This is a genomic window from Parajatrophihabitans canadensis (assembly GCF_053764775.1).
Map to the genome: position 1 here is coordinate 2,010,124 of NZ_CM132445.1, position 22,399 is coordinate 2,032,522.

General features: G+C 61.4%; 16 protein-coding genes and 3 rRNA genes. 15 read left to right on the plus strand and 4 right to left on the minus strand.

Going from position 1 to position 22,399, the window contains the following annotated elements:
- Nucleotides 1-39: 39 nt before the first annotated feature.
- Nucleotides 40-924, minus strand: a complete 885-nt coding sequence (locus ACSMXN_RS09895) for a hypothetical protein (protein ID WP_155958251.1) — start codon at nucleotides 922-924, stop codon at nucleotides 40-42.
- Nucleotides 925-1,063: 139 nt separating this feature from the next.
- Between ACSMXN_RS09895 and ACSMXN_RS09900 the strand changes: the two genes are divergently transcribed.
- The 4 genes from ACSMXN_RS09900 (at nucleotide 1,064) to rrf (ending at nucleotide 7,514) form a co-directional block, all read left to right on the plus strand.
- Nucleotides 1,064-1,627, plus strand: a complete 564-nt coding sequence (locus ACSMXN_RS09900) for a hypothetical protein (RefSeq protein ID WP_022911702.1) — start codon at nucleotides 1,064-1,066, stop codon at nucleotides 1,625-1,627.
- A gap of 555 nt (nucleotides 1,628-2,182) precedes the next feature.
- Nucleotides 2,183-3,700, plus strand: a 16S ribosomal RNA gene (locus ACSMXN_RS09905).
- Between the two features lie 460 nt (nucleotides 3,701-4,160).
- Nucleotides 4,161-7,286 (plus strand): 23S ribosomal RNA (locus ACSMXN_RS09910).
- Between the two features lie 111 nt (nucleotides 7,287-7,397).
- Nucleotides 7,398-7,514 (plus strand): 5S ribosomal RNA (gene rrf / locus ACSMXN_RS09915).
- Together the 16S, 23S and 5S rRNA genes form the textbook arrangement of a ribosomal RNA operon.
- Nucleotides 7,515-7,634: 120 nt before the next feature.
- Here the strand turns inward: rrf and ACSMXN_RS09920 are convergent.
- On the minus strand, nucleotides 7,635-7,877 hold the full coding sequence (locus ACSMXN_RS09920; protein ID WP_022912496.1) for a helix-turn-helix domain-containing protein: 243 nt from the start codon (nucleotides 7,875-7,877) through the stop codon (nucleotides 7,635-7,637).
- A gap of 202 nt (nucleotides 7,878-8,079) precedes the next feature.
- Here ACSMXN_RS09920 and ACSMXN_RS09925 point away from each other — a divergent pair, with 202 nt between their 5' ends.
- The 5 genes from ACSMXN_RS09925 (at nucleotide 8,080) to ACSMXN_RS09945 (ending at nucleotide 13,107) form a co-directional block, all read left to right on the plus strand.
- Entirely contained in the window at nucleotides 8,080-8,718 is a 639-nt protein-coding gene (locus ACSMXN_RS09925) for an SAF domain-containing protein (protein ID WP_051148803.1), read from the plus strand.
- The gene (locus tag ACSMXN_RS09930) at nucleotides 8,715-10,052 is read left to right on the plus strand and encodes a chromosome partitioning protein (protein ID WP_022912498.1); all 1,338 of its coding nucleotides are present in this window, start codon (nucleotides 8,715-8,717) and stop codon (nucleotides 10,050-10,052) included. Before ACSMXN_RS09925 ends, ACSMXN_RS09930 begins: the two co-directional genes overlap by 4 nt.
- A 72-nt stretch (nucleotides 10,053-10,124) precedes the next feature.
- Complete coding sequence (locus ACSMXN_RS09935; protein ID WP_022912499.1) at nucleotides 10,125-11,543, plus strand: WS/DGAT/MGAT family O-acyltransferase; 1,419 nt, start codon at nucleotides 10,125-10,127, stop codon at nucleotides 11,541-11,543.
- A gap of 80 nt (nucleotides 11,544-11,623) precedes the next feature.
- Nucleotides 11,624-12,607, plus strand: coding sequence for a patatin-like phospholipase family protein (locus ACSMXN_RS09940; protein WP_455407773.1), 984 nt, complete (start codon nucleotides 11,624-11,626; stop codon nucleotides 12,605-12,607).
- Nucleotides 12,604-13,107 (plus strand): DUF6912 family protein, encoded by a 504-nt coding sequence (locus ACSMXN_RS09945; RefSeq protein ID WP_022912501.1) that lies wholly within the window; start codon nucleotides 12,604-12,606, stop codon nucleotides 13,105-13,107. Before ACSMXN_RS09940 ends, ACSMXN_RS09945 begins: the two co-directional genes overlap by 4 nt.
- 23 nt (nucleotides 13,108-13,130) lie before the next feature.
- On the opposite strand, the gene ACSMXN_RS09950 is transcribed toward ACSMXN_RS09945, so the two are convergent.
- Nucleotides 13,131-17,384, minus strand: a complete 4,254-nt coding sequence (locus ACSMXN_RS09950) for an FtsK/SpoIIIE domain-containing protein (protein WP_022912502.1) — start codon at nucleotides 17,382-17,384, stop codon at nucleotides 13,131-13,133.
- 174 nt (nucleotides 17,385-17,558) lie between these two features.
- Between ACSMXN_RS09950 and ACSMXN_RS09955 the strand changes: the two genes are divergently transcribed.
- Both ACSMXN_RS09955 and ACSMXN_RS09960 read left to right on the plus strand, forming a co-directional pair.
- Nucleotides 17,559-17,855 (plus strand): WXG100 family type VII secretion target, encoded by a 297-nt coding sequence (locus ACSMXN_RS09955; RefSeq protein WP_022912503.1) that lies wholly within the window; start codon nucleotides 17,559-17,561, stop codon nucleotides 17,853-17,855.
- Nucleotides 17,856-18,008: 153 nt separating this feature from the next.
- Nucleotides 18,009-18,587 (plus strand): suppressor of fused domain protein, encoded by a 579-nt coding sequence (locus tag ACSMXN_RS09960; RefSeq protein ID WP_022912504.1) that lies wholly within the window; start codon nucleotides 18,009-18,011, stop codon nucleotides 18,585-18,587.
- An 11-nt stretch (nucleotides 18,588-18,598) separates the two neighbouring features.
- Here the strand turns inward: ACSMXN_RS09960 and ACSMXN_RS09965 are convergent, their stop codons facing one another.
- Nucleotides 18,599-19,681, minus strand: coding sequence for a magnesium and cobalt transport protein CorA (locus ACSMXN_RS09965; protein ID WP_027139245.1), 1,083 nt, complete (start codon nucleotides 19,679-19,681; stop codon nucleotides 18,599-18,601).
- A 208-nt stretch (nucleotides 19,682-19,889) separates the two neighbouring features.
- Between ACSMXN_RS09965 and ACSMXN_RS09970 the strand changes: the two genes are divergently transcribed.
- From ACSMXN_RS09970 to ACSMXN_RS09985, 4 genes are all read left to right on the plus strand, one after another.
- Nucleotides 19,890-20,525, plus strand: a complete 636-nt coding sequence (locus ACSMXN_RS09970) for a DUF6758 family protein (protein ID WP_022912506.1) — start codon at nucleotides 19,890-19,892, stop codon at nucleotides 20,523-20,525.
- Between the two features lie 186 nt (nucleotides 20,526-20,711).
- Nucleotides 20,712-20,867, plus strand: coding sequence for a hypothetical protein (locus ACSMXN_RS09975; protein WP_022912507.1), 156 nt, complete (start codon nucleotides 20,712-20,714; stop codon nucleotides 20,865-20,867).
- Between the two features lie 22 nt (nucleotides 20,868-20,889).
- Complete coding sequence (locus ACSMXN_RS09980; protein WP_022912508.1) at nucleotides 20,890-21,477, plus strand: PH domain-containing protein; 588 nt, start codon at nucleotides 20,890-20,892, stop codon at nucleotides 21,475-21,477.
- 48 nt (nucleotides 21,478-21,525) lie between these two features.
- Nucleotides 21,526-22,398, plus strand: coding sequence for a PHP domain-containing protein (locus tag ACSMXN_RS09985; RefSeq protein WP_022912509.1), 873 nt, complete (start codon nucleotides 21,526-21,528; stop codon nucleotides 22,396-22,398).
- Nucleotide 22,399 lies beyond the last annotated feature (1 nt).

Genomic DNA, 22,399 nt, shown 5'->3' on the forward strand with positions numbered 1-22,399 from the left:
ACGACTCCGACGGGCGAATACGTGAGGGCGGCCGACACCTCAGCGCTCCCTTGATGGAGCGTTGAGCTGCTCGCCCGGAACCAGGAGCCCGGGGTCGTCGCCGACGACGCTGCGATTCTGGGCGTACCAGCGCGGCCATTCACGCGCAATCTGCGCCGCCGTCGTCTGTGGTCCGAGCCGATGCGCAGCGATCAGCCAGAGTGAGTCGCCGCGTTTCACGGTCATGCTGGTCGGCAGTTGTGCATGCGTGGGGGCGCCCCCCGGGATGTTTACTCGGGTCCCTCCCCGACCAATCTGATTCTTCGGCGCACTCGGGGCCATTCGAGGCGGCGAGGTTCGGGTGGCCGGCGCCGCGCTGGGCCGCGCGTTCTGGCCAACCTTGGCGTTCTCGCCGACGTCGGTTGGCCACGTTATGGCAGGCCCGTTGGTGACCGGGCTGGCACCTGTGGCGACAGGCTCCGGGGCGGTGACAGTCTGCGTTCGTTGCGGCGGACCGCCGCGCACCCAATCGATGGCAGGCAAGCTGCTCGCAGCGACTGTCACCGCGCTATCACTCGGGGGCAGTGGGTCGGCGGACGCCATCGTCGTGCCGAGGAGGATTGATGCTCCGGCGGCACCGATAACAATGCGCTGGAGCGCAAGCGGCGCGAACTTAGTTGCCAACCCTCGCCCGATGGACCCGATCCGACCTGGCAGCAAACCTAGCGCTGTCGATCCCAGGCCCAAGGCCAGCCAAAGCGCTACCAGCCACAACGTGCCGGTGAGCAGCACGAACGCGGCCTGATCGGTGCCGACGCGGAGTACCCAATCGTGCGGTGCGGCCAGGCCTTCGCACATCTCGTGCCAGCGCGGCCGCACCCGGAGCAGCACCCAGCCGTCTGCTGCCACGGACGACACAAGGGGCAATTGGGATCGCAGTCTCATTCATCATCCTTTCGTTTGCTTTCGTTTGCCTTTATATGACGTCGGTATAGCTCGGTCAAGCGGTTGGCAAAACCCATCGCAGTTGGCTCGAACCAGGCATCCTGTAGTCACTGGATCGGGTGCTCGAAAGGAAAACGGGATGCGCTGGGATGGGCTCTTCGCGGATCTGGAGGCGCAGGCCGCTGCGTTGGCTGCGGCCGAACGGAGCGCTGAAGTTGAGGAGCGCACGCGGGTCGAAGCAGCGCAGCTGGGCGTGATCGACCGGCTGCGGCCATCGGTGGGATCGCAGCTTCGGCTGCGGTGCGAAGGTGGCTTGGTGGTTTTCGGGCAGGTTCGCCGAGTCGGCTCGGACTGGGTTCTGATGGGCGAGAGTTCCGGTCGCGAAGCCGTCGTGTCGATAGCCGCGGTCAACGCAATCAGCGGCCTCGGTCGATTGTCGGCAGCACCGCGCTCGATGGGACGGGTGGAATCGCGGCTCGGCTTCAGGCATGTGTTGCGTGGCATCGCCCGCGACCGCTCGTCGGTGCGAATTCAGTCAACCGATGGCAGCGTTGTGGACGGGACGATCGACCGCCTAGGCGCGGACTTCCTAGAGCTTGCTGTGCATGCGGCGGGGGAGTGGCGACGCAACACCGAGGTTCTGGATGTACAAGTGATTGTTCTGCGCGCCGTAGCCGCGGTTCAAAGGGATGCCGCAGGCTGACCCCCTGTGACCGACGGGTTTCGGGACGAGACAGGTTTGCCCATATATCTAACGGGCAAACTCGATCGTCAGACCCCTGATTTGTCTTGGCCTGATCGGTACGTTAAGGTTCTTGTTGCACGGTGTTGGGCTTGTTGTTGTGGGTCTGGTGGTGTGTGGTCATCGAGACAGAAAAGCGGCTTCATGCCGGTACTGATTGGTGGCGTTCGGGTCGGGTGCGGTTGTTTGACTGTGCGTGTCGGGCCGAGTAGTGTTTTGTGGGTTGCCCCGGATCGGATTCGCCTTTGTGGTGGGTTTGTGGTGGTGTGTGTTTGTTCTTTGAGAACTCAACAGTGTGCTGAAAGTTAGTGCCATTTTTTTGCCTGTGGCATGGTGGCTGGCTCTTTTGTGGGTTGGTTGTTGTGTTGTGGGTTGTTGTGATTGATTTAGGGTTGATTTTTTGTCGGCTCGGAATTGGTCAGTAATCGTTGACTGCTCTTTGGGGTGGTTGGCTTTCTTGTGGTTGATTCTCTGCTTCGCGCCTTTTTTGGTGTGGGGTGGGTTTTCTTTGAAGCATTCACGGAGAGTTTGATTCTGGCTCAGGACGAACGCTGGCGGCGTGCTTAACACATGCAAGTCGAACGATGAAGCCAGCTTGCTGGTGGATTAGTGGCGAACGGGTGAGTAACACGTGGGCAACCTGCCCCTGGCTCTGGGATAAGCCCGGGAAACCGGGTCTAATACTGGATATGAGATCGAGAGGCATCTCTTGGTTTGGAAAGTTTTTCGGCTAGGGATGGGCCCGCGGCCTATCAGCTTGTTGGTGGGGTAATGGCCTACCAAGGCGACGACGGGTAGCCGGCCTGAGAGGGCGACCGGCCACACTGGGACTGAGACACGGCCCAGACTCCTACGGGAGGCAGCAGTGGGGAATATTGCACAATGGGCGAAAGCCTGATGCAGCGACGCCGCGTGAGGGATGACGGCCTTCGGGTTGTAAACCTCTTTCAGCAGGGACGAAGCGTGAGTGACGGTACCTGCAGAAGAAGCACCGGCCAACTACGTGCCAGCAGCCGCGGTAATACGTAGGGTGCAAGCGTTGTCCGGAATTATTGGGCGTAAAGAGCTCGTAGGCGGTGTGTCACGTCGGCTGTGAAAACCTGGGGCTCAACCCCGGGCCTGCAGCCGATACGGGCAGACTAGAGTTCGGCAGGGGAGACTGGAATTCCTGGTGTAGCGGTGAAATGCGCAGATATCAGGAGGAACACCGGTGGCGAAGGCGGGTCTCTGGGCCGATACTGACGCTGAGGAGCGAAAGCGTGGGGAGCAAACAGGATTAGATACCCTGGTAGTCCACGCCGTAAACGTTGGGCGCTAGGTGTGGGCCTCATTCCACGAGGTCTGTGCCGCAGCTAACGCATTAAGCGCCCCGCCTGGGGAGTACGGCCGCAAGGCTAAAACTCAAAGAAATTGACGGGGGCCCGCACAAGCGGCGGAGCATGTGGCTTAATTCGATGCAACGCGAAGAACCTTACCTGGGCTTGACATGCAGGGAAATCTCGTAGAGATACGGGGTCCGTAAGGGCCTTGCACAGGTGGTGCATGGCTGTCGTCAGCTCGTGTCGTGAGATGTTGGGTTAAGTCCCGCAACGAGCGCAACCCTCGTCCTATGTTGCCAGCGAGTTATGTCGGGGACTCATAGGAGACTGCCGGGGTCAACTCGGAGGAAGGTGGGGATGACGTCAAGTCATCATGCCCCTTATGTCCAGGGCTGCACACATGCTACAATGGCCGGTACAAAGGGCTGCGATACCGCGAGGTGGAGCGAATCCCAGAAAGCCGGTCTCAGTTCGGATTGGGGTCTGCAACTCGACCCCATGAAGTCGGAGTCGCTAGTAATCGCAGATCAGCAACGCTGCGGTGAATACGTTCCCGGGCCTTGTACACACCGCCCGTCACGTCACGAAAGTCGGTAACACCCGAAGCCGGTGGCCCAACCCCTCGGGGAGGGAGCCGTCGAAGGTGGGATCGGCGATTGGGACGAAGTCGTAACAAGGTAGCCGTACCGGAAGGTGCGGCTGGATCACCTCCTTTCTAAGGAGCTGCTTCGGAATGTTCGCCGGTCCTGGGTGGCCGGTGGGGTTTCGCAGTGCATGCCTGTTCGTCGACGTCTGTTCGGCGCGGGCTGCTCGAGGGTGGAACACTAACTAATTCACTGGCTTCGGCCGGGGTGGGCTTTAGTACTCCAGAGTTTTCTGGGTGGAACGGGTCCGGTCCTGGTCCGGGGTGGTGTAGGCACACTGTTGAGTCCTGAGAGAACAAACAGTCCCGTCTAGCGGCGGGGGTTTGTTGCTTTCACGGTTTCCCTGGTTCGTGGCTTGGTCTGGTCTCTTTGCTGTTTGGGTAAGGGGTCGGGCGGGTCCGGGTGGGGGGCTGGATCGGTCTGATGCTCATGTTCCCTGAACTGCTTCTGCCTGTGGGTGGGGGTGTGCGGGGGTTGGTGTGAGTGTTGCCCGTACCTTGAGAACTGCACAGTGGACGCGAGCATCTTTGTGGTCAAGTTAATAAGGGCGCACGGTGGATGCCTTGGCACTAGGAGCCGATGAAGGACGTAGGAGGCTGCGATAAGCCTCGGGGAGCTGTCAACCGAGCTGTGATCCGAGGGTGTCCGAATGGGGAAACCCAGCACGAGTCATGTCGTGTTACCCGCATCTGAATATATAGGGTGTGTGGAGGGAACGTGGGGAAGTGAAACATCTCAGTACCCACAGGAAGAGAAAACAACCGTGATTCCGTGAGTAGTGGCGAGCGAAAGCGGAAGAGGCTAAACCAGTGACACGTGATAGCCGGCAGGTGTTGTGTTGTTGGGGTTGTGGGGCCATTCAGTGGGTTCTGCCGAGCCTGCAGGGAGTGAGAAAACAGTGTGGTTAGTCGAAGCGATTGAATGTCGTGGCGTAGAGGGTGATACCCCCGTAGACGAAAACCTGCTGTCTCCCGAGTGTTACCCCAAGTAGCAGCGAGCCCGTGAAATTCGCTGTGAATCTGGCGGGACCACCCGCTAAGCCTAAATACTACCTAGTGACCGATAGCGGACTAGTACCGTGAGGGAAAGGTTAAAAGCACCCCGGGAGGGGAGTGAAATAGATCCTGAAACCGCGCGCCTACAAGCCGTTGGAGCGTCGCCATGCCTTTGGGTGTGGTCGTGACAGCGTGCCTTTTGAAGAATGAGCCTGCGAGTTAGTGGTATGTGGCGAGGTTAACCCGTGTGGGGAAGCCGTAGCGAAAGCGAGTCTGAATAGGGCGTTTGAGTCGCATGCTCTAGACCCGAAGCGAAGTGATCTACCCATGGCCAGGTTGAAGCGCGGGTAAGACCGTGTGGAGGACCGAACCCACCAGGGTTGAAAACCTGGGGGATGAGCTGTGGGTAGGGGTGAAAGGCCAATCAAACTTCGTGATAGCTGGTTCTCCCCGAAATGCATATAGGTGCAGCGTCGCGTGTTTCTTGCCGGAGGTAGAGCTACTGGATGGCCTAGGGGGCTCACAAGCTTACCGAAGTCAGCCAAACTCCGAATGCCGGTAAGTGAGAGCGCGGCAGTGAGACTGCGGGGGATAAGCTCCGTAGTCGAGAGGGAAACAACCCAGAACACCAGCTAAGGTCCCCAAGCGTGTGCTAAGTGGGAAAGGATGTGGAGTCGCATAGACAACCAGGAGGTTGGCTTAGAAGCAGCCACCCTTTAAAGAGTGCGTAATAGCTCACTGGTCAAGTGATTCTGCGCCGACAATGTAACGGGGCTCAAGCACACCACCGAAGCTGTGTCATTCACGCGTTACCCTGTTCCTGCCTTTCGGGGTATGGGGCCAGGGGTGTGGATGGGTAGGGGAGCGTCGTGTGCCGGGTGAAGCGGCGGGGGAACCCAGCCGTGGACGGCACACGAGTGAGAATGCAGGCATGAGTAGCGAAAGGGGAGTGAGAAACTCCTCCGCCGGATGACCAAGGGTTCCTGGGCCAGGCTAATCCGCCCAGGGTAAGTCGGGACCTAAGGCGAGGCCGACAGGCGTAGTCGATGGACAACGGGTTGATATTCCCGTACCCGCGAAAGAGCGCCCATGATGAGGCTAGTGATGCTAAGCGCCTGAAACCGGTCATGTCTTCGGACGGAAACCGGTGGAGCGCGTGACCCGAGCTAGTAGTAGTCAAGCGATGGGGTGACGCAGGAAGGTAGTCGTACCAGTCAGTGGTAATACTGGGGCAAGGTGGTAGGGCGTCACGTAGGTAAATCCGCGTGACACAGGCCTGAGAACTGACGCGTAGCCGATTGGGGCGAATTCGATGATCCTATGCTGCCGAGAAAAGCCTCTAGCGAGCTCTGAGCGGCCCGTACCCCAAACCGACACAGGTGGTCAGGTAGAGAATACTAAGGCGATCGAGTGAACCATGGTTAAGGAACTCGGCAAAATGCCCCCGTAACTTCGGGAGAAGGGGGGCCTGTCCGCGTGATCCGTACAAGCGACGGTGAGCGTGGGAAGGCCGCAGAGACCAGCGAGAAGCGACTGTTTACTAAAAACACAGGTCCGTGCGAAGTCGCAAGACGATGTATACGGACTGACGCCTGCCCGGTGCTGGAAGGTTAAGAGGACCGGTTAGCCCGTAAGGGCGAAGCTGAGAATTTAAGCCCCAGTAAACGGCGGTGGTAACTATAACCATCCTAAGGTAGCGAAATTCCTTGTCGGGTAAGTTCCGACCTGCACGAATGGCGTAACGACTTCTCGACTGTCTCAACCGTGGACTCGGCGAAATTGCACTACGAGTAAAGATGCTCGTTACGCGCGGCAGGACGGAAAGACCCCGGGACCTTTACTATAGCTTGATATTGGTGTTCGGTTCGAATTGTGTAGGATAGGTGGGAGACTGTGAAACCCGCACGCCAGTGTGGGCGGAGTCAACGTTGAAATACCACTCTGTTCGAATTGGATGTCTAACCTCGGTCCGTAATCCGGATCAGGGACAGTGTCAGGTGGGTAGTTTGACTGGGGCGGTCGCCTCCTAAAATGTAACGGAGGCGCCCAAAGGTTCCCTCAGCCTGGTTGGCAATCAGGTGTTGAGTGCAAGTGCACAAGGGAGCTTGACTGTGAGACTGACAGGTCGAGCAGGGACGAAAGTCGGGACTAGTGATCCGGCACTGGCTAGTGGAAGCGGTGTCGCTCAACGGATAAAAGGTACCCCGGGGATAACAGGCTGATCTTCCCCAAGAGTCCATATCGACGGGATGGTTTGGCACCTCGATGTCGGCTCGTCGCATCCTGGGGCTGGAGTAGGTCCCAAGGGTTGGGCTGTTCGCCCATTAAAGCGGCACGCGAGCTGGGTTTAGAACGTCGTGAGACAGTTCGGTCCCTATCCGCCGCGCGCGCAGGAGTCTTGAGAAAGGCTGTCCCTAGTACGAGAGGACCGGGACGGACGAACCTCTGGTGTGTCAGTTGTCCTACCAAGGGCACTGCTGATTAGCTACGTTCGGAAGGGATAACCGCTGAAAGCATCTAAGCGGGAAGCTCGTTTCAAGATAAGGACTCCCATCCCAAGTGGAGTAAGGCCCCCGGCGAGACCACCGGGTTGATAGGCCAGAAGTGGAAGACCAGCAATGGTTGCAGCTGACTGGTACTAATAGGCCGAGGACTTCACCACAAACATGCTACGCGTCCACTGTGCGGTCTCTCGAGATACGGACCCCCCACCACCCACCCCACAACACCAGGGGCCGGGCCGGCGGGAGCGGACCACACATCTCCATAGAGTTTCGGCGACCACAGCGAGAGGGAAACGCCCGGACCCATCCCGAACCCGGAAGCTAAGCCTCCCAGCGCCGATGGTACTGCGCGGGCCACCGCGTGGGAGAGTAGGACGTCGCCGGACACAACTTAAGTTAGGGCCCTTTCCAGGACAACTGGAAAGGGCCCTAACTTCGTTTTATCGATTTGCTATCGTCTATCGCGACGTGAACTGCCGCCATTGTCCGGCAGATAGTTTAGTTGCTTATTCTGCCGACTGGTCCGCGGGGGAGTCGACGAATGGATGTTCGGCTACGAATTGTTTTGTTTGGTCATACATTCGCGCTATGTATGACTCGAGTTGTTCGCGCTCCACTCGCCACTGTCCACGTCCGCCGATTTTGATTGCGGCCAGATCGCCCGATCGAACCAACGCGTAAGTCTGCGAGGCGGAGATGTTCAGAACCTCAGCTACATCGGTGAGCGTGAGAAAGCGGGGGTCTGTCATCTCGTCCCTCCCTAGTTGCACGTTCACATTCTCTCACCTCTGTACCCGCTGAGACCTTTGGTTATCCACAGATCCTCGGATTCGCCAGACTGCAGTGTCGACTTATTAGACGATCTTGATCATGAGTGACAACTCCCTTCAGCCGCAGACGTCGCATTTCGGCGCTAACGAATCGTCGGCCCCGTCGGCTAGCCCGCGCCGCATGAATCGCCCAAGTTGGTTGGACCTCAGATTGATCGCCGGCGTTCTCCTCGTTCTCACGGCAGTCCTGGTCGGCGCATTTGTCGTTTCGTCCGCAGATCATCGAATGCCGGTCTGGGCGCTGACCAGAAATGTGTCGGTCGGCACCGTTTTGCGAGCGGAGGACCTCAAGACTGTGCGTGTACAGCTCGGTAGCGCAGTGACGAGTTATGTATCGACAGATCAGCCGGTTTCAGGGCGCCAGGTTACTTCTCCTATCGCCGCTGGGGAGCTACTCGGTCAAGCAGAGCTGATCGCGCCGGAGGCCGGAGTTTCAGTCGTGATTCCGGTGCGACCGGAAGACGCGCCGAAGGTCGCACAGGGGGACCGGGTGAGTATCTGGGTGAGCACAAAGTCTTGCCGCGGCCTAGTCCTGTTGCGGGACGTCGCTGTGCAGGACATCAAATCAGGCGGTGGCGGCTCGCTGAGCGGGTCGGCGACCATGGGGATTCTGGTCCGGCTGACACCGGCCGACGCACAGCGGGTGATCGGGGTGCTGGACTTGGACGGCACCGTAATTCGGATCGGAGTGTTGTCGTCCACGGAGCGGCCAGCCGGGTCAGACGACGACCTAACCGCTTGCGCGGGTCCTGCTCGATGAGCATTCCCGTTCTGAGTGCAGCCGGAGGGTCAGCTTGGGAGGCCGATTTGCTCGGCGAACTCGAGGTAGGCGAGCACGCGATCGTGGTAGTCCGACGGTGCGTGGACGTCGTCGATCTTCTTGCGGTGGCCGCTTCGGGCGTCGCGGTTGCAGTACTGGTCGACGCTCGCCTCCGGCGACTCGATACTGACGCAGTGGATCGGCTTGTTGCAGCAGGAGTCGTCGTGGTCGGCATCGCAGCCGTCGATGATGTTCAGTTCGGCCTGGATTCAGCGCATCTGCAGAGCGTCGGCGTCGGTCATGTCGTTCCCTCCGACGCCGACGCCGGCGTCTTCGCCGCCACCGTGTTGAGCGCGTTGTCCGATGGTGCGAATCCATCTCCGAGCCGTGCCTACGCGGATCCGGTTTTTGCGACAGGCCAATTGACTGTCCGGCCTGTTGATGCCGAAGGCGCCGTCGAGGATTCTGCCTCGCTCGCCGAGCCAGTCGCAAAACAGGGTTCGGTGGTCGCGGTATGGGGCCCGACTGGAGCGCCGGGGCGGACAACGGTGGCGGTAACACTGGCCGATGAGCTGTCAAGGTTGCCGGTGAGCGCCTTGGTGGTGGACGCAGACGTCTACGGCGGAGTCGTGTCGTCGGTGCTTGGACTTCTCGATGAGTCGCCCGGGGTGGCGGCGGCATGTAGGCAGGCGCAGTCGCGTCGATTGGATCGAGCCAGCCTTGCCGGGCTGGCGTGGCAGATCAATCCGAACCTCCGCGTGCTGACTGGACTCCCGCGGGCTGATAGATGGCCCGAACTGAAGACGACTGCCATCGACGCGTTGCTAACCGTCTCCAGAGCGCTCGCCGAATTCACGGTTGTGGATGTCGGTTTCTCCCTCGAAAGCGACGAGGAATTGAGCTTCGATACCCTTGCGCCCCGCCGGAATGGCGCCACGCTCGCGGTACTTGATGGCGCCGATCTCATACTTGCGGTCGCCTCTGCGGACCCAATTGGGATTCAACGCTTGGTGCGTGGGTTGTCTGACCTACGAGAGGCGGAAGTATCTGCGCCCGTCTGGATCGTCATGAACCGGGTCCGACGTGGCGTTGTTCCGGGTGATCCGGTAACAGAGCTCGACGCAGCGTTGCGCCGGTTCGCCGGTCAATCCTCAGCGGCGTTGCTTCCCTACGACCGGCCTGGCCTTGACAGCGCACTGGCGGTCGGCAAAACCCTGGCCGAGGTGGCGCCCGGAAGCCAGTTGCGCCGCTCAGTCCGCGAGCTCGCAGCTGCCGTCGCAGGAGTACCGGTGCCCGAGGGCGGGCGTCGGCGCAAAGCAGACATTTCGTCCTGAGAGCCCAGCGGTCGCGACCTTTGGTGTCAGATCATCATGTCTCGCACGTCAAGAACGTGACACGATCAAGGCATGGCCGACCGGCTCAGTTCGTTGGACGTCTCGTTCCTCTATCTCGAAGGCGCGAAGACGCCGATGCACATGGGCGGGCTCGCGGTTTTCGAGCAGCCCGCCTCGGGATTCGACTACGACACTCTGGCCCAGCTGATCGAGCAACGGATCTCTCTTGTGCCGCGTTACCGCCAGAAGATCAAATCGGTTCCCGGCCATCTGGGGTCTCCCGTCTGGGTTGACGATTCGGGCTTCGACCTCACCTATCATCTCCGCCGCTCAGCCCTTCCGCGGCCAGGTTCGGAGGATCAGCTCCGGGAACTCGTAGGTCGGGTCCAATCGCGGCCTCTGGACCGGAACCGGCCGCTATGGGAGATGTACCTTGTCGAGGGCGTGGCCGGCGGCGCGAGCGAGAGATTCGCACTCATCACGAAAACCCATCAGGCCATGATCGATGGAATCAGTGCCATTGACATCATTCAGGTGATTCTTGATGCCTCTGCGACACCGCGGCCGGTTTTGGACGATCATTGGATGGCTGACGTCGAGCCGGGATCAGTCTCGCTTGTCGTCGACGCGATGGCCGAACTCATCCATCGCCCCGGTGCCGTTGTCGACGCGGCCAGAATCGGGCTCGCTGACGCACGCAGTCTCACCGGGCGGGTCGGAAAGGCGGCCAATGCGCTGCTGTCGGCCGCACGAACTGTGGTCAGCTCCGCTCCGGTCTCGCCGCTTAACGCGACAATCGGATCACAGCGGAGGTTCGCGACTGCGAAGACTGATCTTGACGACTACAAGAAGGTTCGCAAGCAAGCTGACTGCACCGTTAACGATGCCGTTCTGACTACCCTGACCGGTGCAGTTAGAGGCTGGCTGCTCTCTCGTGGAGAGTCGGTGAGCCCGGCGAGTCTGGTACGAGCGATGGTGCCGCTCAGCGTGAACGATCCCGACTCCGATCAGCCCAACAGGCGCGTCTCGTCCTTTCTGGTGGATCTTCCCGTCGGAGAACCGAATCCGATCGTTCGTCTCGCCCAAGTGAGCTACGCGATGAAGGCACATCAGGAATCCGGGCAGTCCGTCGGCGCCGACGCGTTAGTGGCTTTGTCGGGCTTTGCTCCCCCCACTCTGCACGCGATGGGTGCGCGAGTTGCGAGCGGTGTCAGCCGGCGCCTGTTCAATGTGGTGATCACAAACGTGCCCGGTCCGCAGGCCCCGCTGTACGCCGGCCAGGCGAAGATGTTGGAGATGTACCCTGTTGTGCCGCTGGCGGTTGGCCAAGCGCTGTCGATTGGACTCACCTCCTACGACGGCGGCGTCTATTTCGGCTTGAACGCCGATCGCGATGCCATGTACGACGTCGATCTGCTGGCATCGTTGATCGAGGAATCCTTAGCCGAACTGCTGGCGGCCACGGGCGTCCCTCGCAATCGCCGTCGGTGACGCTCACCGGACGAGAGGACGAGTCTTTGCCAGGGCAACCGAGGCGGCAAGCGCGAAGCGAGCAACCCAGGCGGGCGTTCGTGTTCGGAGGCGGCGGAGTCCTTGGATTTGCCTGGATTGTAGGTGCGTTGACTGCGATCCAGCATGAGCTAGGTGTTGAGGCGGGTCCGGCCGACCTGACCGTGGGTACGTCGGCCGGAGCAGTTGTTGCTGGCCTGATCGGATGTGGCGTTGACGTTGACAGCATTTGCCGGCATCAGCTTGGCATGCCGCTACCGGAAGACCCACCGATCAGCTGGAACTACGAGGCCGATTCAGGGGGTGCACTGCCGCCTCGTCCGGGCCTGCGGCCAGGATCGCCGAGGCTACTGTGGGACGGCATCCGCCACCATGCATCAGTACCTCCGGTTGTGGCTTTGTCGGGCTTGCTGCCTCGTGGTCGAGGTTCTCTGGAGCCGATCCATCGGATGCTTGACGCAGTCTTGGCGGAATCGTCAGTGGACCAACGCTTCACCGGCGACGGCTCATGGCCCTCGCGGGATACCTGGGTGGTAGCGACTGACTACTCGAAAGGTAACCGGGTGGTTTTCGGACGCGACGGCGGACCCGCCGCGGGGCTTGCGGACGCCGTCTGCGCTTCGTGTTCAATTCCGGCGTGGTATGCCCCGGTCGAAATTGCCGGCGCCGCGTACATCGACGGCGGCACGACGTCGAACGCCTCGGTCGACATAATCGATCCCCTTCGATATGCGGAGGTGTTCGTACTCGCGCCGATGGCAGCTGTTGCTCCGGACAGCCCGCGGTCTCCCGTCGCGATGGTCGAACGTAGGGTTCGACGGGCGATCACACGTGGGATCGTGCAAGATGTCGAACGGCTGCGCAGCGCGGGGGCAAGAGTCACGCTGCTCACTCCGGGTCCTGACGATCTCGAAGCCATGGGAGCGAACTTGATGAATCCGCGTCGCCGAACCGACGTACTACACACGGCCTTGCGAACTTCCGCTATGGAATTGAAGAACCAGGCACGAAACCCCCCGATAGGACCGCAGGCGGGTACCGCGTGAGGGTTTATTTGCCTGGCAGCACCACTGTCTTGAGGATTCTCGCCCGCGACGGCGTTATGTCGCCGCCTCCCATCACCGCCTTCGCGGTCACACCAGGCCTACGTGAGTGGTACCTCGACGACGATGTCGAGGAGCTCGAGTATGCAGCGACCTCCGAAGCAGCTCGTGCCTCGCTTCGTTTGTTATCGGGTGATCCGAGCGCTGCTCGGCGTCGGGTCGTGATCGCTGCGGACGTACCGGATGCTTCGGTGACGATTCGCGATGATCTTGATCGAGGCGTGGTACGTGTCGAGACCGAGATCCCGATCTCCGCGTGCGCTTCCGTACATGTTGACGACCGTGAGGCGGAACAGGCGGTAGCAGCGGCAGCGGAGGTTGTAGACGCGGCAGATCTCGGCGATGAGCAGGCTGAGGACCTTGTCGATGATGCTGATGGCTTCGAACTGTCCTGGTTTGCGACGCAGGAGATTGATGATCTGCTGACCGATATCGAGTCGTGAGAACGGTTCGGACACGGACAGCCTCACTCCATCGCGATCACCTGAATCGGCAGACCGTCTGGGTTGGTCCTGCGAACCTCGTGCGTGACTAGAACCCCCCGTCCGGGAACCCTCGCCTCACGGCTAGGGGGAACATGCACGCCGAGCAATTCGCCGTCGCTGATCGTCGGCTGCAGAAGAAGTCCGGTCCGGTTCCGCCGCATGTCGAATGCAATGCCGCGAAAGCTGACCATCAGCTGATCGGCTCGAGCTGTCGCAGCAATGGCAATGTCGCGCCTCCTCGCAACCAGCGCGATTGCTTCCGAGAGCAGCGTGCCCTGTAGGGACTCGCAGTCGTCGATCAGGAGCAGTTGTCCGGCGAACTCCGCGGCGATCCGGCAGGCGGTCTTGTCGTCACCGTCGACCATCGGATCAATCAGCTGCACACCGTGATGTGCCGCCCATCTCGCGAGCACCGATTGCTGCTCTGCGACGACTAAACAGGCGGTACCGCTGATATCGGCCTGCGCTGCCAGGGCGTGGAGCGCGACGCTTCGACCGCTCCGGGCGGGGCCAACGATGAGGAAGCGATTGTCGCGCGAGAAGAGATCGATGCTGATGGGTGCCGGGTCGTCGCCGCCAACACCTAGCAGGACAGCGCCTGCGCGCCTCGCGGTGCTGAGCGGACCGCTCTGCGACCTGGTCGATGGTGAAACGCGAGTCGGAAGGGGTCGGATCACCATCGGCTCAGTGAGCCGGGGTGCCTGGGCGCGGGCAGCTACCCGGCGGATAGCCGCCCACTGTGATTGTGCCGACGGATTCTCGGCTAGCAGGACGAATTGGACCTCGAGACAATCGTCAGCTGAAATGCCCCTACCTGGTTTGAAGACAGCTGGGACCGCGGCCGAGGGTATTCCAGCCATCGCGTAATCACTCTCGTCGGTCAGACCGAGAAGGAACTTTCGGCGAAGAGTCGACGCGATTCGAACTCCGAGCGTTGCGCGATCCCCAGCGACGAGGACGGTGAAACCAGTTGCAGCACTGTCGCGGAGTATCCGTAGCAGCGCATCCGACGAACGTCCGGAGTCGTAGTCTTCGCTCAGCGCGTTAAAGCCCTCCCAACCGTCGAGTGCAAGCACTATCCACGGCAGTCCCTCGCCAAGCTCGTTGGCCTCTGCCACCGAGCCGACTCCGAGCTGGGCCAAGCGACGTTGTCTGGCATCGAGCTCCTCGGACAATCTATAAATCAGCCGTGCGATCGATGCGGCACTGTCGGCGGTAGCGACCGAGCCGCAGTGCGGGAGCTCGATCAAGGGGGCAAGTGAACCGCTCGCACAGTCGATGACGTAGCAATGCATAGAATCGGGATCGAGAGCGTCAGCAGCGAGGCCGATGAACGTCCGCAATACCGTAGTCCGGCCGCTGCGTGGGCCTCCGATGAGGCCCAATGATCCTCCCACCGCTAGGTCGTGGTGCAGCGCCGGCTGGGTCTGATGTGCGGGATCATCCATAACTCCAAAGGCAATTCGGGTTCTGCAGGCTTTGGTGGAGGACACATCGGCGGCGTTGATCAACCAAGGCAAGGGCGGTAGCCACGGTGTTGACGGAAGCGGAGCGGCCAGTTGAGAAACGGCCTCCTTGGCGGCCCGGCACAGCGTTTCCAACTCGTTGTCAGCGGACTCTAGACCGGCTTCGCCTGTCCCGATCGGCCTGTTCCAGGAGTCGAGCGGCCTCACTGCGGCAACTTCGCCGTCGGCCGAACGCAGTCCGATGCGTGCTGTCTGGAACTCTACGAGTCCGCTCGCGAGTCTTGCGAAGGCTCTTCCGGGCAGGGACTTGGCAATCCGAGCTGCCGCGGCGGTGCCGATCACATCCGTTGATTCGCCCGGGTCGATGACACGCAGCGCGATGCGTAACGCCATGTTCGCCTTGATCTCAGGTGAAACCACGCCGCCCGGGCGCTGGGTGGCCAAGATTAAGTGAACGCCGAGCGATCGTCCGCGTTGAGCGATTCCGATCAGCCCGCTGACAAAGCTCGGCAAATCGTCGGCGAGCGAAGCGAACTCGTCCACGACCAGGACCAAGCGAGGCATCTGCGCCTGTAGAACCCCAGCCTTCGAACGGTATTCGGTTACGTCGGCGGCGCCCACCGCAGCGAAGGCTTCCTCTCGGCGCCGAAGCTCGGCCTCGAGGGAGGTGAGCGCTCGTCGTGTCAGATATGGGTCAAGGTCGGTTACCAGGCCGAGGACGTGCGGGAGGCCAGAGCACTCGGCAAATGCTGCGCCACCCTTGTAGTCGATCAACACGAAACTCATGTCGTAGGGAGCGTTACCTACGGCCAAGCCAGCCACCCACGAACGCAGCAGCTCGGACTTGCCTGCGCCGGTGCTCCCCGCAACGAGGGCGTGTGGTCCGTCCTGGAGAAGATCTAACATGGTCGGGCCAGCGCCCGACATCCCAACGGGAGTTGCCGTCCTCGGTCCGCTCTGCCAGCTCTCGATAAGGGAAGGCGCGCTCAGACTTCCGCCCAGCAAGTTGACGAGTCGCACCTCCGGCGGCAGGGTCGTCGAAACATCTGCACCCGCGTCCCGGAGCGGGGCCAGTGTCCGAGCGAGTCTGTCAGCCCAAGCGAGCGACACACAGTCTGCAGCGATGTGGGTGATGCGCTCTTGATCGAGCACAGCCAGTTCGAGTTGAGTCCCTGTCTCGCCTCCGAACTCTGCGACCGCGCGGCATGACGGCGGCAGCAGCCGTGATGAATCGTCAATGCATAACGCAGTGATGCCCACTGCAGGTCCGTCCTCAAGAAGCGTTCGCAGGCCCGGCATGGATCCGAAATCCCTAGCACGGTCAATGAGCACGACCGTCCATGGCCCCTCCCAGCCGCCTCGATCAGCTGGCCGGCCATTTTCTCGATCCGTGATGCGAGCGAGCAGGTCGGCCAGCAGACGCTGATGACCCGCTGTGTCCGTCGCGATATCACGGACTCCTGCGGAAGCGCTCCATAGCCATCTCAGCCATCGCCAATCCTGCTGTTGGTGTGAGAGAAACGCGCACAGCGTGAGTTCTCTCGGCGAGTGCAGTGCAAAAAGCTGGGCAGCTATCCAGCGGGCCGAGCCTCGGACGACCCCTTGCGGTCCGACCAATCCGAGGGCCCCGCCTCTCAGCGACGCCGTAGCCGGCACTGCTGGTGCGACAGCAGCCGACAGCGGCTTACCGGACCGTTGCCCAAACACCGCGGCTGGCTGATCCGCCAAACCTAGCCGGACTGAGAGGAAGTCGTCGTCTTCAAGCTTTCGCTCCCAGATGCGGCAATCGGGCAGTGAAACGGCGCTGGCGACAGCGGCCGGATCGGGAAAGTCGTAGCGTCGTCGCTCGATCTCCTCCGCTAACCGGGCTGCCAGGTCGCGTTCAGCGCCCCGCTCAGCATCGTGGAAAACCTGACTACTTGATCGTCCGCTGCGGCGCCAGCTTCGACGTCCGGCGGCGGTGGTGGCAATTAGTGTGACGGGGCCGAGCAAGGCGAAAGCGAGGAACTGCGGATTGTGCATCATGACGGCTACACCACCTGCCAGGACGGCCGGAAACAATGCAGCGAGCAGCTGTACCCGTGGCCGGGCCGATGATGAGGGATAGTCAGGAAAGTCGATTACCGAAACACCGCGAGGCTGAAGCATGCGGGGCGGACGGTTCACCAATACCGTTCCGTCCGGCGCTGATCGGGTCGCTGCCGGCGGCTCGCCAGCTGAAACGACCGCTAGCGTGGAGCTCCCAATTTGGATGCACTCGCCTGGCGCGAGCGCGCGGGAGCCATCTACCTGCACGCCGCCAACGAAGTGGGTGCCGTTCGTAGACGACAGGTCGGTCAGCCTGAGCCCGCGATGATCGACCTCAAGTTCCAGATGCAACCGCGAGACGTCCGGGTCTTTGATCGTGAGATCGGCGCTGTCAGCGCGGCCAATTGTGATGGTTCCACGATCAAGGGCCACCGCATGGCCCGAGTCCGGGCCGCCGACGACGCGCAACTGAAGGACTGATGGCGTTGGCCGGCGTTGGCGTCCATTTCCGCCAACCGCGACAATGCAGCCAGCCCGAAGGTGGGGACCACCTATCAATGCGTCCGCCGGAAGCGGCCGGCCCGACCCCGATACGAAGGTACTAGCCGGCGTGCCGAGAACTGTTGAGAATCGGTCGCTCAGGTCTGCCAGAGTTGTTTCCACCCCCGCGACAATCTCAACGTCGACCTCGAGGTCGACGCCGTCGCGATTACGAGTTTGCAGTGTCAGAGGCAGACGCATCCGGACAGTCTGTTGCACTGCAATGCGCTTTTGATTGCTACCGGAGCGGGTTGTGGATAACTGAGGCAGCTGGCGCAGTTGTCCACAGGGCGCCTGTCGGCGCGGTTCGATCTGGGTAGCGTTCGTCGGGTCGCCGCCTTACCGAGCGGTTCATAGAACACGGGAGGACAAGCAATGTCAGTAGGTTTGAAGGTCTCACCACAGCAGCTCAGTACCCTCGGCGGGAGCTGCGCTCGAACTGCCAGCGATGTTCGAGGTCAGCACACCGGGCTCAAGGCTCAGTTGAACCCGCTGTTCGGCGCAGACTGGTCCGGCGTGGCAGCAACCCAGTTCGCCGCGCTGTACGAGCAGTTCAACAAGAGTGCGGAGGCTCTTTCGTCAGCTCTGGAAGGCATCGGCAAATTATTGAATCAAGCTGGCACGAGTTACGCCACGGTCGAACAGCAGATCACGTCGTCCTTTCGGGCCTAAAACGCGTCGGTGCTAATTCGCGATGACGCGGCTCGATGTCGACGGCCCGGGAACCGATCCCGCAGCTAGGCCCGGCGCGGTCGCATACGGTGGCTCATCAGTGGGGTTGGGCATCCCGCTGGTGAGCCACGCCCGGCAGGTAGCGTTCAGGCCGTGCCTGACCAACATCCTGATGTACTCAGTGCCGTCGAGGCATCGTTGCGTCAACACTATGAAGTGGTGCCCGCGCGTGCATCTGTCTCGTTTCTCGGCGTCGAGCCGATCGAGGTTCTGAGGTATCGCGATGATGGGCTTAGCCACTACGTGAGCCTCGGCATGTCTCGGCATCCGATGACCGATCCATCGGCTGTGCTTGTGGATGATGCGACGGGCCCGCGGGCCGAGTTGCTCATCTCAGTGGCGGGACAGCCCGATGAAATATGGCGAAAGTTAGCCATCCTCGCAGCGGCACCCGCGGTGGAAGGGGCGGTCTACGAAATCGGCAACCGAGTAGATCTGTCAGAACCGCTGTGCCCCGGTTCGCGCTGCACGGGCGCGATTATTGAACCTGGCCCACTGGAGCCCATCGCAGTGCCAGGCGGAGCAGATGTCGAGATTCTGAGGCTGATTCCGGCGACGGCGACGGAGCTTGCCTGGGCTCGGGTACACGGCAGCGCGGCCTTGGGGGAGCGATGGCGCGAGTACAACATCGATCTCGCAGATCTTTCCCGAGCACCGGTGGACCTGACCTGAGGCGCCTGGGTCTAGAGCCAGCCGTTTCGTTTGAACGCTCGATAGAGACCCACGCAGATGCCCAGCGTCAATACTCCGAGGACTGGGTAGCTATACGGCCAATCCTGCTCCGGCATGCCAACGAGGTTCATTCCTTCGACTCCGGCGACCATAGTTGGCACCGAGATGATCGCGACCCACGCGCTGATCTTGCGCATGTCCTCGTTCTGCACGACGCTCACCTGCGCGAGGTTGGCAGAAACAAGGGTCGTGAGCAGATCGTCGAAACCCGTCACTTGCTCGACGACCTCCGTCAAGTGGTCGTCTACGTCCCGAAAATACTCACGTACGTCCTCGTGAACAAAGCGAATAGATCGCTCGCCGAGCATGCGTAGCGGCGCGGAAAGCGGTGCGGCGGCCCGTCGCAGAGCCAACACTTCACGTTTGAGCACGTATAGCCGATTCGCATCGGCAAATCGCGTACTGCCCGCGAACACCGATGTCTCCGCCTCGTCGATGTCGGTCTGCAACTCGGCGGAGACGGTCAAGTAGCTGTCTACGACCCGATCCAACATGCCGTGAAGCACTACCGACGGACCGAGGGCGAGCTGTTCCTCGTCGTCCTCGAGTCGCTTGCGGAGGTCGCGCAAGCCTCCGTGGTCTCCGTGCCGCACGGTGATCACGAAGTCGCGGCCGACGAAGGCCATCACCTCGCCGGTTTCTACGACCTCGGTCGTCTCGAGCCCGCCGCTGCTGTTGTAGTGCACCGTCTTGACCACCGCAAAGAGACATTCGTCGTAGCGATCGAGTTTCGGTCGTTGGTGGGCGTGGATCGCGTCCTCCACGGCGAGCGGATGTAACTCGAAGGCCTCAGCCATAGGCGCGAGTTGATGTTCGGTTGGCTCGTGGAGGCCGATCCAGACGAAGCCGGTGCGAGTGCGACGAACGTCGTCAAGTGCTTCCTGCCAGGACGGCGAGCCGGCCTGTCTGCGACCATCCCGGTAAACGGCACAGTCAACGAGTGCGGCAGAACGATCCACCTGCGGAATCCAAGGCACGCTCACGCCGCCGCGGCGGTGCGGCATCCGGGGTCCACGAATCGGCAAGGTAGGCATCGGCTCACATTGTGCTCTACGTCCGGAGCACAGCGCGAAAAGGATCGTCTCGCGCATTCGACGGGGACCTCAGGCTGGAACCCATGCCACCTTCCCGGTCACCTAGGCGGCCACTGACTTCATCCCGGACGCCTCAAAGAGACAATCGTCCTGGCACACCCACACGCGACACATTGACGAATGCCGCGAACGGGAGCACCTTGACCTGGTGAGGTCGTCCTGGTGCCCACGTTGCGGCGCGGATTTGCTCGCCCCGAGTGCTTACAGCAGCCTCTGGCGGTGCTCCGAGCACGGCGGCGTGCTGCCGTTGACGGCCTACCACCGTCTCGATGCGGCGGACCTGGCCCACGTCCAGGCTGGTTCCGACGTTCCGCTTTGGCTTCCCGACCCACTTCCGATGGGATGGAAGCTGGTCGGCCTCGGTGCGGTGGGCGATGAACGCTCACGGATTCGGGCGACGGTCACGGCCTTTACTGGCCCGGCTCCGCTCGGCGGCGAGGGCGAGTGGCTGATCGTAGCCGAAGAGCCGGGAATCGGCCTCGGCGAAGGGTATGCGGCCGCGGTCAACGCCGACCCCGCGCAGCTCGCCGATTGCTCGCCGCCCGCGAAGGTGCATGCGAATGGACACCCCACTTCGTTGTGGTCGACGCCATCCAGCGCTGCCGACCGGAGCGCGTATCTCGGTGAGGCCGCCGGCGTCTGGCTTTGGCTGATTAGCTTCCCATCGGACGCCGGCTACGCCGTTCTGGAGGATCTGATCCTGTCGGATGCGCGTGAAGGCATGCCCGCGGAACCGCCAGCCGGCAAGCCGTCGGATCGGATCCGACCGTCACGCGTCTCTTGATCGGGCTATCCGCTCTCGGTGCGCAATAGCACTGAACTGCCGAATCAGCGCGCGCCTCCCACCCTTGATCGTCGGTGTCGGGTAAACATTCTCTCGACCTGTGGTTGAGACCTGCTGTGGCTTGGCATCCTTGTCGGTCGCAGTGAGCCCAACCCAAGCCGCGTGGCGAGAGCCTGAGGAGAGCACGTGACCGTAAAGAAGATCGCGACCATTCTCGCGGTCTGCTTCGTCGTGTTCTTCGTGGTGAACTCGCCCGACGACGCGGCCGATGTGGTCAAGTCGACACAACACATCCTCGCGCACGGGTTCACCAGCGTGTCCGAGTTCATCAAAAAGCTATAACCGGTTCGGTTGAGTCGATCGCATGAATGATCTCGATCGTTACCTGCTGCCGACCGAGACCCTCGAAGTGGTCGCTCGTCGCCACTGGGCGAGTCTGGCAATATCGGCGTTGATCGTTGTCGGCGTAATACTTGCCGGGCTTTTTGTTCTCACCTTCATGGGCGATACGCAGTTCTTCGCAGTCGTTGGGGTACTGGCGATCCTAGGCGCGATCGGCTGGTTCGGCTGGGTCGTGGGGGACTGGTACGTCGAGCGTTTCGTGATTACCGACAAGCGCGTGTTGCTGATCACCGGCATCCTTACCAAGCGGGTGGCGATCATGCCCCTTAGCAAGGTAACGGACCTCACCTATGAACGATCGCTGCTGGGTAGGTTGCTCGGTTATGGCGTGTTCGTGATCGAGTCAGCGGGGCAGCAACAGGCGCTTAGTCGCATCGACTTCCTGCAGAATCCGGACGAGCTCTACCAACAGGTCTCGGCATTGCTGTTCGGGCCGAAGCAACGGGCTCCGCGCACCGAGGGACGATCGCGACCGAACTCGGGGGGCGACGACGGCCCTGGTGACGCGTTTCACGACCAGTCCACGCTGCCCCTACCGCCGATTCGCTGAGTGCCGGCACAAGAAAGAGCGTGAGCGTCCACCCGTAGGGTGTCGAGGGTGATCGATTTGCACACACACAGCACAGCTAGCGATGGGACCGACTCGCCGGCCGAACTAATCGCCAAGGCCGTCGCGACGGGCATCGACACGCTCGCGGTAACGGATCACGACACGACCGGCGGTTGGGGTTCAGCGGTCCAGGCCGTCCAACAGCTCGATACTTCGTTCACACTGGTACGAGGGACCGAGTTCTCTTGCGCGTACTTCGCGCCCGACGGCCAACGAACCGGCCTGCATCTTCTCGGCTATCTCTTCGACCCAGACGCTGAAGACCTGAAGGCCGAGCGTGCGAGGTTGCGCGACAACCGCCTTGGCCGCGGCGAGAAGATAGTCCAAAACCTCATCGCTGCGGGTTATCCGATCACCTGGGACCGCGTTGTTGAGATAGCGCAGGGCGGGTCTGTCGGCCGGCCACACTTAGGGCGCGCGCTGGTCGAAGCAGGGGTTGTTACCAGCGTGAATGAGGCCTTCACCGATCTCCTTTCCAGTTCGTCGCCGTACTACGTGCCCAAGCAGGACATGGCGGTTCTCGACGCGATCGAGTTGATTCGGCGAGCCGGCGGAGTGCCGGTTATTGCACACGCATGGGCTCGCAAACGTGGCAAGGTGCTCGCACCCGACGTGCTCGCGCAGTTGGTCGAGTCGGGGATGCTTGGAATCGAAGTAGATCACCCTGACCATGCACCGGAAGATCGACAGGGGCTACGAGATCTCGCAAACGACCTGGGCGTGCTGGCGACTGGATCGTCGGACTATCACGGTACGAACAAGACCATTCGGCTCGCCGCCGAGACGACGTCGAGGCAATCGTTTGAACGACTCGTCGACCTCGCGTCGGGCGCCGAACTCATTCGGTCGCCCGCCCGTTGAG

Bases quoted from the DNA above. Each gene is read 5' to 3' on its own strand.
- ACSMXN_RS09895 (WP_155958251.1), bottom strand. From the start codon at position 924: ATGAGACTGCGATCCCAATTGCCCCTTGTGTCGTCCGTGGCAGCAGAC.
- ACSMXN_RS09900 (WP_022911702.1), top strand. From the start codon at position 1,064: ATGCGCTGGGATGGGCTCTTCGCGGATCTGGAGGCGCAGGCCGCTGCG.
- ACSMXN_RS09920 (WP_022912496.1), bottom strand. From the start codon at position 7,877: ATGACAGACCCCCGCTTTCTCACGCTCACCGATGTAGCTGAGGTTCTG.
- ACSMXN_RS09925 (WP_051148803.1), top strand. From the start codon at position 8,080: ATGAATCGCCCAAGTTGGTTGGACCTCAGATTGATCGCCGGCGTTCTC.
- ACSMXN_RS09930 (WP_022912498.1), top strand. From the start codon at position 8,715: ATGAGCATTCCCGTTCTGAGTGCAGCCGGAGGGTCAGCTTGGGAGGCC.
- ACSMXN_RS09935 (WP_022912499.1), top strand. From the start codon at position 10,125: ATGGCCGACCGGCTCAGTTCGTTGGACGTCTCGTTCCTCTATCTCGAA.
- ACSMXN_RS09950 (WP_022912502.1), bottom strand. From the start codon at position 17,384: ATGCGTCTGCCTCTGACACTGCAAACTCGTAATCGCGACGGCGTCGAC.
- ACSMXN_RS09955 (WP_022912503.1), top strand. From the start codon at position 17,559: ATGTCAGTAGGTTTGAAGGTCTCACCACAGCAGCTCAGTACCCTCGGC.
- ACSMXN_RS09965 (WP_027139245.1), bottom strand. From the start codon at position 19,681: ATGCCTACCTTGCCGATTCGTGGACCCCGGATGCCGCACCGCCGCGGC.
- ACSMXN_RS09980 (WP_022912508.1), top strand. From the start codon at position 20,890: ATGAATGATCTCGATCGTTACCTGCTGCCGACCGAGACCCTCGAAGTG.